The organism is Streptomyces cyaneus (assembly GCF_004028635.1).
In the GTDB taxonomy this organism is placed as follows: domain Bacteria; phylum Actinomycetota; class Actinomycetes; order Streptomycetales; family Streptomycetaceae; genus Streptomyces; species Streptomyces cyaneus.
The window spans coordinates 199,660-215,180 of record NZ_RQJW01000011.1; the positions used below are offsets into that span (position 1 = coordinate 199,660).

A 15,521-nucleotide genomic window follows, 5' to 3' on the forward strand; every position below is an offset into this window, starting at 1 on the left:
ACCATGACGAACGACACCAGCGGCGACGTCCGCCTCTCCGGCATCAGCAAGACCTACGGCTCCTTCACCGCCGTACACCCGCTCGACCTGACCGTGCCGCAGGGTTCCTTCTTCGCCCTGCTCGGCGCCTCCGGCTGCGGCAAGACCACCACCCTGCGCATGATCGCCGGCCTGGAGGAACCTTCCTCCGGCACCGTCCACCTCGGCGAGCAGGACGTGACGGCCCTCCCGCCGTACAAGCGGCCGGTGAACACGGTCTTCCAGTCGTACGCCCTCTTCCCGCACCTCGACATATTCGAGAACGTCGCCTTCGGCCTGCGCCGACGCGGCATCAAGTCGGTGAAGAAGCAGGTCGAGGACATGCTCGACCTCGTCCAGCTCGGCGAGCAGGCCCGCAAGAAGCCGCACCAGCTCTCCGGTGGCCAGCAGCAGCGGGTCGCCGTGGCCCGTGCGCTGATCAACCACCCCAAGGTGCTCCTGCTCGACGAGCCCCTCGGCGCCCTCGACCTCAAGCTGCGCCGCCAGATGCAGCTGGAGCTCAAGCGCATCCAGACCGAGGTCGGCATCACCTTCGTCCATGTCACGCACGACCAGGAGGAGGCCATGACGATGGCCGACACGGTCGCCGTGATGAACGCGGGCCGCGTCGAGCAGCTCGGCTCGCCGACCGACCTGTACGAGAACCCGCGCACCACCTTCGTCGCCAACTTCCTCGGCACCTCCAACTTCATCGAGGCCGAGGTCGACTCCAAGAGCGGCGACGACATCGTGCTGAAGGCGGGCGGCGGCAAGCTCGTCCTCCCCGAGGCGCGGTGCAGCGCGCCCACGGCGACCGGCGGCAAGGTGCTGGTCGGCGTCCGCCCGGAGAAGATCTCCCTCACCCCCGCCGACGATGCCGGTGATATCCCCGAGGGCCGTAACCGCATCACCGGCAAGATCGCCGACTCCTCCTTCATCGGCGTCTCCACGCAGTACGTCGTCGACAGCCCGGTCTGCTCCGAGTTCGAGGTCTACGCCCAGAACATCGACCGTGACGCCCGGCTCGTGCCCGGCGCCGAGGTCGTCCTGCACTGGAACCCGGCGCACACCTTCGGCCTGGATGCCGCACAGTCCCTGCTTGCTGGGACAACGGGCTCCGCGGGCATCCAGGAAGAGGCGGCGGTCTGATGGCGACACTGACCGAGGCGCCACCGCCTCTGACCCCGACGGCTCCCGAGAAGAAGCCCCCGCGCAAGCGCGGCCGTCTCGTCCCGTACTGGCTCCTGCTCCCCGGCATCCTGTGGCTGCTGGTCTTCTTCGCGCTGCCGATGATCTACCAGGCCTCCACGTCCGTGCAGACGGGCTCCCTGGAGGAGGGCTACAAGGTCACCTGGCACTTCGCCACCTACTGGGACGCGCTGTCCGAGTACTACCCGCAGTTCCTGCGCTCGGTGCTCTACGCCGGCTCGGCGACGATCCTGTGCCTGATCCTCGGCTACCCGCTCGCGTACCTCATCGCCTTCCGCGCGGGCCGCTGGAAGAACCTGATCATGATCCTGGTGATCGCGCCGTTCTTCACCAGCTTCCTGATCCGCACCCTCGCCTGGAAGACGATCCTCGCGGACGGCGGCCCGGTCGTCGGCGCCCTCAACACCCTGCACGTCCTGGACGTCACCAGCTGGCTCGGCATGACCTCCGGCGACCGCGTGCTGGCCACACCGCTCGCGGTGGTGTGCGGTCTGACGTACAACTTCCTGCCGTTCATGGTGCTGCCGCTCTACACCTCGCTGGAGCGCATCGACGGCCGGCTGCACGAGGCGGCCGGTGATCTGTACGCCAAGCCGATCACCACCTTCCGCAAGGTCACCTTCCCGCTGTCGATGCCGGGCGTCGTCTCCGGCACGCTGCTGACCTTCATCCCGGCCGCCGGCGACTACGTCAACGCCGATCTGCTCGGCTCCACCGACACCCGCATGGTCGGCAATGTCATCCAGACGCAGTTCCTGCGCATTCTGGACTATCCGACGGCCGCGGCCCTCTCCTTCATCCTCATGGCCGCCATCCTCGTCATGGTGACCGTCTACATCCGTAGGTCCGGCACGGAGGATCTGGTTTAAATGACCTTCGTCAACTGGCTCAAGCGCAATCTCGTCGTCATCGCGGGACTGCTGACGCTCGCTTATCTCCTTCTGCCGAATGTCGTCGTCACGGTCTTCTCCTTCAACAAACCGAAGGGGCGCTTCAACTACGAATGGCAGGAGTTCTCCACGGCCGCCTGGCAGGACCCGTGCGGCGTCTCCGACCTGTGCGGCTCGCTGTCGGTCAGCCTCCAGATCGCGTTCTGGGCGACGCTGGGCGCCACGCTCCTCGGCACGATGATCGCCTTCGCGCTGGTCCGCTACCGCTTCCGCGCGCGGGGCGCCGTGAACTCGCTGATCTTCCTGCCGATGGCGATGCCCGAGGTCGTCATGGCGGCCTCGCTGCTCACCCTGTTCCTCAACATGGGCGCCCAGCTGGGCTTCTGGACGATCCTCATCGCCCACATCATGTTCTGCCTGAGCTTCGTCGTGACGGCGGTCAAGGCACGTGTGATGTCGATGGACCCGCGGCTGGAGCAGGCCGCGCAGGACCTTTACGCCGGACCGTTCCAGACGTTCGTCCGGGTCACCCTGCCGATCGCCGCCCCCGGAATCGCGGCGGGCGCGATGCTCGCCTTCGCGCTCTCCTTCGACGATTTCATCATCACCAATTTCAACGCGGGCTCCACCGTCACCTTCCCGATGTTCGTCTGGGGCTCGGCCCAGCGCGGAACGCCCGTTCAGATCAATGTCATCGGTACGGCCATGTTCGTCGTCGCCGTACTGTTCGTCCTGGCCTCCATGGCCATCAGTAACCGCCGTAACAAGCAAAAGGCATAAGCCCCTGTAGGGAGTTGAAATCATGGCCCCAAGCGCCATGAGTTCTGGCAATCACTGGACAAAGGCACTCTCTGAAGCCCAGCCGGTCCCGTACTGGCTGGAAGACCCCGGCAAGCCCCACCCCGAGCCCGCCCTCACCACGGCCGAGACCTGCGACCTGCTGGTCGTCGGCGGCGGCTACAGCGGACTGTGGACCGCGCTCATCGCCAAGGAGCGCGACCCGCAGCGGGATGTGGTCCTGCTCGAAGGCCGCGAGGTGGGCTGGGCCGCCTCGGGTCGTAACGGCGGCTTCTGCGCCGCCTCCCTCACCCACGGTCTGCCCAACGGACTTGCCCGCTGGCCCGACGAGATCCACAGACTCCAGGAGCTGGGCGCCCGCAACCTCGACGAGATCGAGAAGGCGGTCGCCCGCTACTCCCTCGACTGCGACTTCGAGCGCACGGGCGAGATCGACGTCGCCACCGAGACCTACCAGGCGTGGGAGCTGCGCGACTGGTACGAGGAGCTGCGGGACAAGGGCCTGGCCGAGGGCATCGAGTTCCTGGACACCGAGGAGGTACGGGCCCAAGTCGACTCACCGACCTTCCAGGCGGGCCTCTACGACCGCCGGGGCGTGGCCATGGTCAACCCGGCCAAGCTGGCGTGGGGACTGAAGCGGGCGTGCCTGGACCTCGGCGTCCGCATCCACGAGCACACCCCTGCCCTCACCCTGAAGCCGTACGGCGCCGGCATGGCCGTACGCACCCCCTACGGCCAGGTCCGCGCCCGCCAGGTCGCCCTCGGTACGAACATCTTCCCGAGCCTGGTCAAGCGCGTGCGCGCCTACACCGTCCCGGTCTACGACTACGCCCTGATGACCGAGCCGCTGAGCGCGGAGCAACTGGCGTCGATCGGCTGGAAGAACAGACAGGGCCTCGGCGATTCGGCGAACCAGTTCCACTACTTCCGCCTCTCCGCCGACAACCGCATCCTCTGGGGCGGCTACGACGCCATCTATCCGTACGGCGGCCGGGTCCGCGCCGAGTACGACGACCGCCCGGAGACGTACGCCAAGCTGGCCGGGCACTTCTTCACCTGTTTCCCGCAGCTGGAGGGCATCCGCTTCACACATGCGTGGGGCGGCGCGATCGACACCTGCTCGCGCTTCTCGGCCTTCTTCGGGACGGCCCATCAGGGCAAGGTGGCGTACGCGGCGGGCTTCACGGGCCTCGGCGTCGGCGCGACCAGGTTCGGCGCGGACGTGATGCTGGACCTGCTGGCGGGGGAGCCCACGGAGCGGACGCAGCTCGAAATGGTCCGCAAGAAGCCCCTGCCGTTCCCGCCGGAGCCCTTCGCCTGGACCGGTATCGCGCTCACCAAGTGGTCGCTGGCCCGGGCCGACGCACACGGTGGGCGGCGCAACCTGTGGCTGAAGGCGATGGACCGACTCGGCCTCGGCTTCGACAGCTGAAGGTGACGCGCGAGTCGGACAATGTGACTCAGGTCACTATGAATTGGTGGCGGGAACCCGCGTAATGCCTGGCAGTGACCTCCCTCTCCCTCATGACGCGATCAGCGTCCACGAAAGAACAGGGAGGTCACCGTCATGACAGGGGCGAAGACGGCGGTCGAGTGGCTGGCATCCGTTGCGCCGAATCCCGAAGCCTGCCGCTGGGAGTGGGAGCGCAACCCCCTCGGGGTCGCGCTGCTCCCGGCCGGCAAGGCCTGGGACGTGCTCATCCTGCCGGCCGAGCTCGGCTATCCCACGCTCGACGTCCTCACCCGCATCATCGACCAACTCGGCCCGGTCCTGGTCGACTTCGGCGACTCGCGCATGGGCTTCTTCGTGCCGCCCGGCACGGCTGCCCGCTGGCTCGGCACCGGTATCCGTACGGCCGGGGCCGGCACCTGGATCGTCGTCCCGTACCCGGGCCGCGCCACCGGCGGCATCCGCTGGCTGATCCCACCGGACGGCACCGGCACCCTCACCGACCCGGCACTCCTCGAACTGGCCATGCACGAGGCGGCGGCGCGGCTGGCCTCGGAGGGGGAGGGCTAGCCTGCGCAACCCTCGGCACCCCTTGAACCCTTGACAGACAGATTGGTCTGGACCAAGTTGTGTGCGGCTCCGCCCTCCAATTCCCCCACGTCCGGAGGCACTTGTGGATCGCTCCAGACCTCTCGCCCTGCTCGCCGCCGCGGCCCTGACCCTGCCCGGCCTCACCGCACTCTCGTCGGCCGCCCGTGCGGCCGACGCCGATCTGGCTCGCAACGGAGGCTTCGAGGCCGGCCTGGACGGCTGGACCTGCACGGCCGGTACGACCGTCAACTCACCCGTGCGCAGCGGAAGTTCCGCACTCCAGGCGACCCCGGCCGGCAGCGACAACGCCCGGTGCGGGCAGACGGTGACCGTGCAGCCGGACTCCCAGTACACGCTGTCCGGCTACGTCCGCGGCTCGTACGTCTACCTCGGCGCGAGCGGCACCGGCACCACCGACGTCTCCACCTGGACCCAGTCGGCCCCCGCCTGGCAACAGCTCACGACGACCTTCCGCACCGGCCCCTCCACCACCCGCGTCACCGTCTACACCCACGGCTGGTACGGCACGGGCGCCTATCACGCCGACGACATCTCGCTCGTCGGACCCGGCGTGGACGCAGGCCAACCACCCGCGGCGCCGACCGGCCTGAAGAGCGGAACGGTCACGTCGTCCAGCGTCGCCCTGTCCTGGTCGGCGGTCGCGGGCGCGACGAGCTACGCCGTCTACCGCGACGGTGCCAAGGTCCAGACGGTGACCGGAACTTCGGCGACGATCGCCGGACTCTCGCCCTCCACGGCGTACAGCTTCCAGGTCGCCGCGCTGAACGAGGCGGGCGAGTCCGCGAAGTCGGCCACCGTCACGGCCACGGCCACGACCACCGCCCAACCGGGCGGCGGGGGCACGGACCTCCCGGCCCACGCCCTGGTCGGCTACCTTCACGCGAGCTTCGCCAACGGCTCCGGCTACACGCGCCTGGCCGACGTCCCCGACAGCTGGGACGTCATCGATCTGGCCTTCGGCGAGCCGACGTCGGTCACCTCGGGCGACATCCGCTTCGACCGCTGCCCGGCGACCGAGTGCCCGAACGTCGAGAACGACGCCGACTTCAAGGCGGCGATCAGGGCCAAGCAGGCGGCCGGCAAGAAGGTGCTGATCTCCATCGGCGGCCAGAACGGCCAGGTGCAGCTGACCACCACCGCGGCGCGGGACACTTTCGTGACGTCGGTCTCGAAGATCATCGACGAGTACGGGCTCGACGGCCTGGACATCGACTTCGAGGGCCACTCGCTCTCCCTGAACGCCGACGACACGGACTTCAAGAACCCGAAGACGCCGGTGATCGTCAACCTGATCTCGGCCCTGAATACCCTGAAGGCGAAGTACGGCGACGACTTCGTGCTGACGATGGCCCCGGAGACCTTCTTCGTCCAGCTCGGTTACCAGTACTACGGCACCGGCCAGTGGGGCGGCCAGGACCCGAGGGCAGGGGCGTACCTCCCGGTCATCCACGCGCTGCGCGACGACCTGACGCTCCTGCACGTCCAGGACTACAACTCGGGCCCGATCATGGGCCTCGACAACCAGTACCACTCCATGGGCGGCGCCGACTTCCACATCGCGATGACCGACATGCTGCTCACCGGTTTCCCGGTCGCGGGCAACGCGAGCAACGTCTTCCCTCCCCTGCGCCCCGACCAGGTCGCGATTGGCATGCCCGCCTCGACCAACGCGGGCAACGGTCATGTCCCGCCGGCCGAGGTCACCAAGACCCTCGACTGCCTGACGAAGAAGACGAACTGCGGCTCGTACACCACCCACGGCACCTGGCCGGCGCTGCGCGGCCTGATGACGTGGTCGATCAACTGGGACCGGTACGGCGGCTGGGAGTTCCAGCGGACGTTCGACGGCTACTTCGGCTGAGGAACAGCCACAGCGAGGACAGGAGCACCGTGCAGAGGCACCAACTGGCCACGACGTCCAGTGGCCAGTGGTAGCCGCGGCGGACCAGGCCGAAGCCGACGGCCGCGTTGACGACCGCGCAGGCGATGACGAGCTCGCGGCGGGCGTAGGCGCTGCGCAGCCAGGGGAGGAGGAGCAGGGTCGCGGCGCCGTAGGCGATGGCCGCCGTGGCGGTGTGGCCGGAGGGGTAGTAACCGGTCGCCGGGGGGACGGCCGGGGTGCCCGGGCGGTCGGTGAGTTCCTTGAGGGGCACGATCAGGGCCGGGACCAGTGCCATCACGACGGCAGCCGCGGTGGTCGGCAACCACCACCGGTCTGTACCAGTGCGGCGGGACCGCCAGGCGGTGTGGACGAGGACCACGGCGAGGACCGGGACCGCCACCTGGACATTGCCCAGGTCAGCCAGGAGTTCGGAGAACCGGTCCGGGTCGACCAGGGCCCGGCTGACCCGCTCGTCCACACGCAAGAGCGGCCCGTCCGCGACGACCTGCCAGGTGAGCAGGGCGAAGAGGAGGGCCGGAAGACCGAGAAGGAGGAAGAGGGAGGTCGGGCGCCCCGGAACAGGGGGGGTGGTTCCGAGGCGCCCGTCCGGATCGGATGGTCGGCCGCCCCGGGGGGTTTGGGGCGGGCGACTGTCCGATCGGTGAGGAGATCCGGAGCCGGAGGCTCCGGTTGTGTGCGCGAGGGCACGACCAGGTCGAAGCTGGGGAGGCCCCGGCCTGATGTCACCCAGAGTCCCCTCTGGGCGGGGTGTATCTCTCATCTGCCTAGAACCTACGACAGCGGGAGGGCGTAAGACAGACGGAATCGCGTCCTGACATCCACCTCGCACACCTTCTTCACACGCTCTGACTACCGCCGCCCCAGCGCCGGAACCGCGGACGGTGTCAGGGCTGGGGCGGATGTGGTTCCCGGGCCGGGGAACCGGCGTTCACCAGTGGTTTTGCTGTGACCTCAGATACGGGCGAAGGCCTGCTCGATGATGTCGAGGCCCTCGTTCAGCAGGTCCTCGCCGATGACCAGCGGGGGCAGGAACCGCAGCACGTTGCCGTAAGTGCCACAGGTCAGGACCAGCAGGCCCTCCTGGTGGCAGGCCTTGGCGAGCGCGGCGGTCGCCTCCGGGTTCGGCTCCTTGGTGGCGCGATCCTTGACCAGCTCGATGGCGATCATGGCGCCACGGCCACGCACATCGCCGACGATGTCGAACTTCTCGGCGATGGCGGTGAGGCGGGCCTTCATGATCGCCTCGATGTTCTTCGCCTTGGCGTTGAGGTCGAGCTCCTTCATCGTCTCGATCGAGCCGAGCGCGCCGGCGCACGCCACCGGGTTGCCGCCGTAGGTGCCGCCCAGGCCGCCCGCGTGCGCGGCGTCCATGATCTCGGCGCGGCCGGTCACGGCGGCGAGCGGGAGGCCGCCGGCGATGCCCTTCGCGGTCGTGATCAGGTCGGGGACGATGCCCTCGTCCTCACACGCGAACCACTGACCCGTACGGCAGAAGCCGGACTGGATCTCGTCGGCGACGAAGACGATGCCGTTGTCGGAGGCGAACTTGCTGATGGCCGGCAGGAAGCCCTTGGCCGGCTCGATGAAGCCGCCCTCGCCGAGCACCGGCTCGATGATGATCGCGGCCACGTTCTCCGGGCCGACCTGCTTGGTGATCTGGTCGATGGCCTGCGCGGCGGCCTCCGGGCCCGCGTTCTCCGGGCCGGTCGGCCAGCGGTAGCCGTAGGCCACCGGCACCCGGTAGACCTCGGGCGCGAACGGACCGAAGCCGTGCTTGTACGGCATGTTCTTCGCGGTCAGTGCCATGGTGAGGTTCGTACGGCCGTGGTAGCCGTGGTCGAAGACGACGACGGCCTGGCGCTTGGTGTAGGACCGCGCGATCTTGACGGCGTTCTCGACGGCCTCGGCGCCGGAGTTGAACAGCGCGGACTTCTTGGCGTGGTCACCGGGGGTGAGCTCGGCGAGGGCCTCGGCGACCTCCACGTAGCCCTCGTACGGGGTGACCATGAAACAGGTGTGGGTGAAGTCGGCGAGCTGGGCGCTCGCGCGGCGTACGACGGCCTCGGCGGAGGCGCCGACGGACGTCACGGCGATGCCGGAGCCGAAGTCGATGAGCCGGTTGCCGTCGACGTCCTCGATGATTCCGCCGCCCGCACGCGCCGTGAACACGGGCAGCACGGAGCCCACGCCCTGCGCGACCGCGGCGGTACGGCGGGCCTGCAGCTCCTGCGACTTCGGGCCGGGGATGGCGGTGACGACGCGGCGCTCCTGCGGAAGTGCGCTCATGAGGGGCTCCTGGGGGTTTTGCGGATGCTTGTCTTCTCTTTTTCGCAGGCTAGGGCGGGGAGCGGGGGGTGGGCATGCTCCATGTGGGCGTTGTCAGCGAGTCCGGTTGTCCGTGGTGGACATAGCGACGCCGACGTGGCCGGGACCCGTCTTCCGCCCCGTCGGCCGCGTAAGCGGTGAACTCCCCAGAGGAGGGCGTTAGATTGGCTCGCTGATGGCGGATGGAACGGCTGGTCAGGGGGCAAGGGCGATGGACAGCGACGGGACGCAGGACGCGCGGGGTGCGCACGCGACGCCTGTGCCGCGTCCAGCGGTGCCCCCTCAGGCGCCCGCGGTGCCGCCGCGGCCGACGCGGGCACCCGGTGCGCAGGGCGGGCCGGAGCGGTTCGCGCAGCCACGGCCCGGTTCCGTGGCCGACTGGCTCAATGAGCCCCGGCCGGACGCCCGGCCCGGGATCTGGCGGCTCGGATACCGGCTGCCGAAGGCCGCGCAGCAAGGTGCCGAACGGCTGGCGCCGGTCACTGTCGTCGGGCTGCTCGTCCCGCTGGTCGTGGCGCTGCTCGTGTGGTCGCTGTGGCGGCGAGGCAGCATCCCGTACCAGTTCTCCGTGCTGCGGCTGTTCACGCCGGACGACTGGTGGTGGGGCGGCACGCTCGCGTCGGCCAAGGACTGGCAGGGGCAGGAGGCCCTCGTCGTCTACAACGGTCTCTTCTTCGCCGTGCTCGTCTACGCGATGGGCCGACTGGGCAGTTGGCCCGATGTCGTCCGCCACTTCGTGGGCAACCGGCCACAGCCCGCGCGGGCGCTGCTCGCCGCCCTGGGCGCCCTGGTCACGCTGAGCTTTGTGTTCCCGAGCGCCTTTCCCGGCGTCACCTGGGACGCTCTCCCCGTCGTCGCCCCCCTGTTCTCCCTCGTCGCCCTGATCTCGGGCGGCTTCGACCTGTTCACCTCGGTGCTGTTCACCGACAGTCTGTACACGGTCGTCACCGTGCTGGTCGTGTGGCCGTTCGCCCGGGTCGGCGACTGGTGGGGATATGTGAAGGCGCGCCTCGCCGCGCGCGGTGCCGCGGCGCAGGAGAACACGGCTGCGGCCGTGGACCGGCCCCGCGCCGAGTGGCCCGAACTACGGCGGGCGGGACAGCACGAGGCGGCCGACCTGCTGACCGGCGAGGTGGCCGGCCACCGTATGAACGACGTGGACTGCGCCCGGTTGGAGCACGCCTGGACCGTGGCGCGGCAGGACGGTTCTCTCCAGACCTTCCGCGACACCGTGCTGCGACAGGGTGGCGCGTCCTGGACCCACCCCTCCGGAGCCAGGGACCTGCCCCGCCGCGCGGCCGGCCACGACCTGCTCGAAGGACAGGTGCGCATCGGGCGCTGGGTGGCCGCCGAACGGGCTCCGCGCGCCTACCACGACGTGGGCGCCGCGCTCGGCCCGGACGTGCTGGGTACCTCGCTCCTCGCGATCGGACCGTCCGGGGCGGGCAAGACGCGGAACCTGATCGAGCCCGTGACGGAGTCGCTCGCGTTGCAGGCGCTCGCCGGGCGGTGCGCCGTCGTCGCGGTCTCCGCCGCGGGCACCCGGCTCGCCGCGGACTCGGCGTTCGACGTGGTCGTACGGATCGGGGATCCCACCTCCGTCCACGACCTGGATCCGTACGCGGAGTCGGAGGACCCGGACGAGGCGGCCGCCATTCTCGCCGAGGGCCTGGTGGGCGACCTCGACACGGTGGGCAGCCAGAGCGCCGCCACCGCGCTCGCCCAGCTGCTCGGCCCCTACCGGGCGGTGCACGGCCGCTTCCCGACCCTGCCGGTACTGCGTGAGCTCCTGGAGGGCGAGCCCTCGGCGCTGTCCGCCCTGGAGGGCGCGCTGTCGTCCGACGGCGACACCGTGATGCGCCGTGAACTGCAGGCCCGTATCCGGCAGATGGGGAGCCCGGCCGATGTGGGCCGCGCCCTCTCCGACCGGCTCGCACTCCTCAACCGGCCGGCCTTCACCGAGTTCTTCGGCGGGGGCGGTGACACCCGGCCGTTCTCCCTGCGTGCCGTGGCCCATCACCCGCTGCGGGTCCGTATCGACCTCCCGGAACAGAACCACGAGGAGGCCGCCCGCCTGCTGACGAGGCTCGTCCTCGCCCAGTTCAGCGCGGTCGTACGCAGCGGGAAGCACCGCCACTTCGCCTGTCTGGTCCTCGACGACGCCACCGGGGCGGTCACCGCCGAGTCGGTGCGCCGGATCCAGCGGCTGCGCTCCCAGAACGCGGGCGTCGTCCTCGCCCTGCGCACGATCGGCGACGTCCCCGAGGCCCTGCACGGTCCGCTGTACGGGGCGATCGGCTGCCGTATGGCGTTCTCCGGCGTGACGACATGGGACGGCAGCCGGTTCGCGCAGGCCTGGGGCACCGAATGGGTGGAGACGCGGGAGGTGGCCAAGCACACGGTCTTCGCCGACCAGCCGATGACCCGCCTGATCCACGCCCTGCGCAAGCTCGTCACCGGCAAGGCCGTGACGACGGACGCGGTGACCGTGAAGCAGGTCGAGCGGGAGCGGTGGTCGGCGTCCGAGCTGGCGCACGGCGTGCCGCCGGGCCATGCGGTGCTGTCGCTCACCAGCGTCCAGGGCGAGCACGCGCCGCCGTTGCTGGTGGACCTGCGGGGCTGACCTCGGCGTCCGGGCGGCAGGTCACGCGGTGACCGTACGGTGAGGCAGAATCGGCACAGGTCGTTCATACGCGGCGGCCAAAAGATCACAAGGATCGCTGAGATTTCAGAGATCACCGAGATCACGCCGATGGTCATCACGATCACCGCGATCACCGCGATCACACCGACTTGAAGGCCTCATGCCCCCCACGCTCGCCTCGCTCGTCCACCACTCCGCGCTCAAGCTGACCGTGCGGGCGGGCGAGGACCGCCTGGACGTGCCCGTGCGCTGGGCGCACGTCAGTGAGCTCGCCGACCCCGTCCCCTACATGGAGGGCGGGGAACTGCTGCTGATCACCGCGCTCAAGCTGGACGCGGAGAACCCCGAGGCGATGCGGCGCTATGTGCGGCGGCTGGTCGGTGCGGGCGTGGTCGGGCTCGGCTTCGCGGTCGGCGTCAACTACGAGGACATCCCCACCGCGCTGGTCGACGCGGCGGCGGAGGAGGGCCTGCCGCTGCTGGAGGTGCCGCGCCGCACACCGTTCCTCGCCATCAGCAAGGCCGTGTCGGCGGCGATCGCGGCGGACCAGTACCGGGCGGTGACGGCGGGGTTCGCGGCGCAACGGGAGCTGACGAAGCAGGCGTTGACCGACGGGCCGGAGGGCCTGCTGGCCGCGCTGGCGTCCCAGGTGGACGGCTGGGCGGCACTGTACGACGCGTCCGGTGCCGTGGTCGCGACGGCACCCGAGTGGGCGGGACGGCGGGCGGCGCGGCTCACGGCGGACGTGGAGCGACTGAGGGAGCGGCCCGCGCCGGCGTCGTCCGTGGTCGGCGGGCCGGAACACGAGGACCGGGTCGAACTGCACACCCTGGGCACGGGGCGCCGGCCGCGGGCCGCGCTGGCCGTGGGGACGGCGGCGGCGCTGGGCACGGCCGAGCGGTACGCCGTTCACTCGGCGATCGCGCTGTTGACGCTGACCACCGAGCGGTCGCGGTCGCTGCACGCGGCCGAGCAGCGGGTGGGCGCGGCGGTGCTGCGCATGCTGCTCGCCGGGGAGCCGGACCATGCGCGGGCCGTGGCGGGAGACCTCTACGGCGGGCTGCTGGACGCGCCGTTCCGAGTGATCGTCGCCGAGGCGGCGCCGGTGTCGGCGGCGCGGGTGGTGGACTCCGGGGCGCGGGTGGCGCTCACCAAGGCGTCCGCCGCGGTGCTGGCCGCCGCGTCCGACACGCACGGCGATCCGCTGGGCGCCCTCACCGAGATCGTGGAGTCCGCGGCGGCCCGGGCCGGGGAGGCGGTGCTCGTCGTGCCGGAGGGGGAGGGCGAAGCGGCGCGGCTCGTGGTGCTCGCCACGGACGGGGGTGCGGCGGTGGCGGCATGTGCGGATTACGCGGCGGCGTTGGAGGCGGCGCGCGCGGGGGACGTACCCGAGCCGCCGGGCGGCGTCGGCGAGGACGAGCTGGTCGTGGGGCTCTCGGCGCCGGCCGGGCCCATCGCCGCCGCGGCGGCGTACAAGCAGGCCGAGCAGGCTCTGTCGGTGGCTCGGCGGCGGGGGCGGGTGTGTGTGGAGCACGAGCAGCTGGCGGCGGGGTCGGTGCTGCCGTTGCTCGCGGACGATGCGGTGAAGGCGTTCGCGGACGGGTTGCTGCGGGCGCTGCACGAACATGACGCTACGGGGCGGGGGGATCTGGTCGCCTCGCTGCGGGCGTGGTTGTCGCGGCACGGGCAGTGGGACGCGGCGGCTGCGGATCTGGGGGTGCATCGGCACACGTTGCGGTATCGGATGCGGCGGGTGGAGGAGATTCTGGGGCGGTCGCTGGATGACGCGGATGTGCGGATGGAGCTTTGGCTGGCGTTGAAGGCGACCTCGGGGGAGTAGGCGGGTTTTCCTCGCCCCCGCCGCCCCTACCCTTCCCGTCCCTGGGGGCTGCCGCCCCCAGACCCCCGCTTCGGCCCTGAACGGGCCTCGTCCTCAAACGCCGGACGGGCTGGAATTCAGCCCCTCCGGCGTTTGAGGAGCGGGGGTCCAGGGGGCGGAGCCCCCTGGGAACGGGACGGGTAGGGGCGGCGGGGGCGAGAATTTCCGGGCCGCACCACCCACCCCGCCAAACCGGCGCACCCCCTGCCCCCACCACTACATCGCGGACAAACGTCCCTCCGTCCCCGCCCCCCTACCGTGGACCCCAACACACCAGGACACCCCTAACGCGGAAGGGCCGGGAATCCACATGACTTCCACCCACGCTTTCTGGCTCGCCGGCCGCCAGGTCAGCGGCGAGGACAGCTTTGATGTGACCTCCCCGTGGGACGGGCGGGTCGTCGGCAAGGTGAGTGTGCCGACGGACGCGCAGATCGAGGAGGCGGTGGCCGCCGCGTACGCCGTCCGCGACGACTTCGCCGCGACCCCGGCCCACGTGCGGGCCGCCGCGCTCGACCACGTCAGCAGGCGGCTCGTGGAGCGGACCGAGGAGATCGCCCGGCTGATCTCCGCCGAGAACGGCAAGCCCATGAAGTGGGCCCGCGGCGAGGTCGGCCGTGCCGTGTCCGTGTTCCGGTTCGCGGCCGAGGAGGCCCGGCGGTTCAACGGCGGCGAGGCCCAGCGGCTCGACACCGACCTCGGCGGTCAGGGGCGGCTCGCGTTCACGCGGCGCTTCCCCAAGGGCGTCGTCCTCGGCATCGCGCCCTTCAACTTCCCGCTCAACCTGTGCGCCCACAAGATCGCCCCGGCCATCGCCGCCGGCGCGCCGATCATCCTGAAGCCCGCCCCGGCCACCCCGCTCTCCGGGCTCGTCATCGGTGAGCTCCTCGCCGAGACCGAGCTGCCGGAAGGGTCCTGGAGCATCCTCCCGGTGTCGAACGACCGTATGCCCGCCCTGGTCCAGGACGAGCGTCTGCCGGTCATCTCCTTCACCGGCTCCGAGAAGGTCGGCTACGCGATCATGGACTCGGTGCCGCGCAAGCACTGCACCCTGGAGCTGGGCGGCAACGGCGCGGCGGTCGTGCTCGCCGACTTCGCCTCGGACGCGGACCTCGACTGGGCCGCCACCCGTATCGCCACCTTCTCCAACTACCAGGGCGGCCAGTCCTGCATCTCCGTGCAACGGGTGATCGCCGACGCCTCCGTGTACGACCGGCTTGTGCCGCGCATCGTCGCCGCCGTCGAGGCCCAGGTCACCGGTGACCCGGGTGACGACGCGACCGACGTCGGGCCGCTGGTCAGCGAGGACGCCGCCAAGCGTGTCGAGACGTGGGTCGACGAGGCTGTCGCTGCCGGAGCCACCCTCCTCGCCGGTGGCAAGCGCGACGGTGCCTCCTACGCGCCGACCGTCCTCACCGACGTACCGGCCGACGTCACCCTCGCCTGCGAGGAGGTCTTCGGGCCCGTCCTCACCGTGCAGAAGGTCGACGGGGAGGCCGCCGCCTTCGCTGCCGCCAACGACTCCAAGTACGGCCTCCAGGCGGGTGTGTTCACCCACGACCTGCAGACCGCCTTCCGGGCCCACCGCGCCCTCGAGGTCGGCGGCGTCGTCATCGGTGACGTGCCCTCCTACCGCGCCGACCAGATGCCGTACGGCGGCGCCAAGCAGTCCGGTGTGGGTCGTGAGGGCGTGAAGTTCGCGATGGACGACTACACGTATGAGCGGGTGATGGTTCTCACCGGCCTCGCTCTCTGAGCCGATTCGGGATCCGCTCTAGCTTGTGACAATCGTT

Annotated in this window: 11 protein-coding genes; 9 read left to right on the plus strand and 2 right to left on the minus strand. The window is 70.4% G+C overall.

The window, feature by feature from the left end:
* The first annotated feature begins 3 nt into the window (after positions 1 to 3).
* From EHO50_RS34760 to EHO50_RS34785, 6 genes are all read left to right on the plus strand, one after another.
* Entirely contained in the window at positions 4 to 1,167 is a 1,164-nt protein-coding gene (locus EHO50_RS34760; protein WP_181449740.1) for an ABC transporter ATP-binding protein, read from the plus strand.
* On the plus strand, positions 1,167 to 2,096 hold the full coding sequence (locus EHO50_RS34765) for an ABC transporter permease (RefSeq protein ID WP_048587175.1): 930 nt from the start codon (positions 1,167 to 1,169) through the stop codon (positions 2,094 to 2,096). Before EHO50_RS34760 ends, EHO50_RS34765 begins: the two co-directional genes overlap by 1 nt.
* On the plus strand, positions 2,097 to 2,897 hold the full coding sequence (locus EHO50_RS34770; RefSeq protein ID WP_128435221.1) for an ABC transporter permease: 801 nt from the start codon (positions 2,097 to 2,099) through the stop codon (positions 2,895 to 2,897). It abuts the gene before it with no gap.
* A 22-nt stretch (positions 2,898 to 2,919) separates the two neighbouring features.
* Positions 2,920 to 4,347, plus strand: a complete 1,428-nt coding sequence (locus EHO50_RS34775) for an NAD(P)/FAD-dependent oxidoreductase (protein WP_128435222.1) — start codon at positions 2,920 to 2,922, stop codon at positions 4,345 to 4,347.
* A 135-nt stretch (positions 4,348 to 4,482) separates the two neighbouring features.
* Positions 4,483 to 4,935, plus strand: a complete 453-nt coding sequence (locus tag EHO50_RS34780; protein WP_128435223.1) for a hypothetical protein — start codon at positions 4,483 to 4,485, stop codon at positions 4,933 to 4,935.
* A gap of 103 nt (positions 4,936 to 5,038) precedes the next feature.
* Positions 5,039 to 6,838: a chitinase gene (locus tag EHO50_RS34785; protein ID WP_164905034.1), complete on the plus strand. Its 1,800-nt coding sequence runs from the start codon at positions 5,039 to 5,041 to the stop codon at positions 6,836 to 6,838.
* Here the strand turns inward: EHO50_RS34785 and EHO50_RS34790 are convergent.
* Together EHO50_RS34790 and gabT are read right to left on the minus strand one after the other, a co-directional pair.
* Positions 6,777 to 7,610, minus strand: a complete 834-nt coding sequence (locus EHO50_RS34790; RefSeq protein WP_246101716.1) for a phosphatase PAP2 family protein — start codon at positions 7,608 to 7,610, stop codon at positions 6,777 to 6,779. The genes EHO50_RS34785 and EHO50_RS34790 overlap by 62 nt on opposite strands.
* 221 nt (positions 7,611 to 7,831) lie before the next feature.
* On the minus strand, positions 7,832 to 9,166 hold the full coding sequence (gabT, locus tag EHO50_RS34795) for a 4-aminobutyrate--2-oxoglutarate transaminase (RefSeq protein WP_128435225.1): 1,335 nt from the start codon (positions 9,164 to 9,166) through the stop codon (positions 7,832 to 7,834).
* 250 nt (positions 9,167 to 9,416) lie between these two features.
* Here gabT and EHO50_RS34800 point away from each other — a divergent pair, with 250 nt between their 5' ends.
* The 3 genes from EHO50_RS34800 (at position 9,417) to EHO50_RS34810 (ending at position 15,484) form a co-directional block, all read left to right on the plus strand.
* Positions 9,417 to 11,828, plus strand: coding sequence for a type IV secretory system conjugative DNA transfer family protein (locus EHO50_RS34800; RefSeq protein ID WP_128435226.1), 2,412 nt, complete (start codon positions 9,417 to 9,419; stop codon positions 11,826 to 11,828).
* A 181-nt stretch (positions 11,829 to 12,009) separates the two neighbouring features.
* Positions 12,010 to 13,689: a PucR family transcriptional regulator gene (locus EHO50_RS34805; RefSeq protein ID WP_128435227.1), complete on the plus strand. Its 1,680-nt coding sequence runs from the start codon at positions 12,010 to 12,012 to the stop codon at positions 13,687 to 13,689.
* A gap of 349 nt (positions 13,690 to 14,038) precedes the next feature.
* Positions 14,039 to 15,484 carry an aldehyde dehydrogenase family protein gene (locus EHO50_RS34810; protein WP_128435228.1) on the plus strand — a complete coding sequence of 482 codons (1,446 nt, stop codon included), beginning with the start codon at positions 14,039 to 14,041 and terminating at the stop codon, positions 15,482 to 15,484.
* Positions 15,485 to 15,521: the final 37 nt, after the last annotated feature.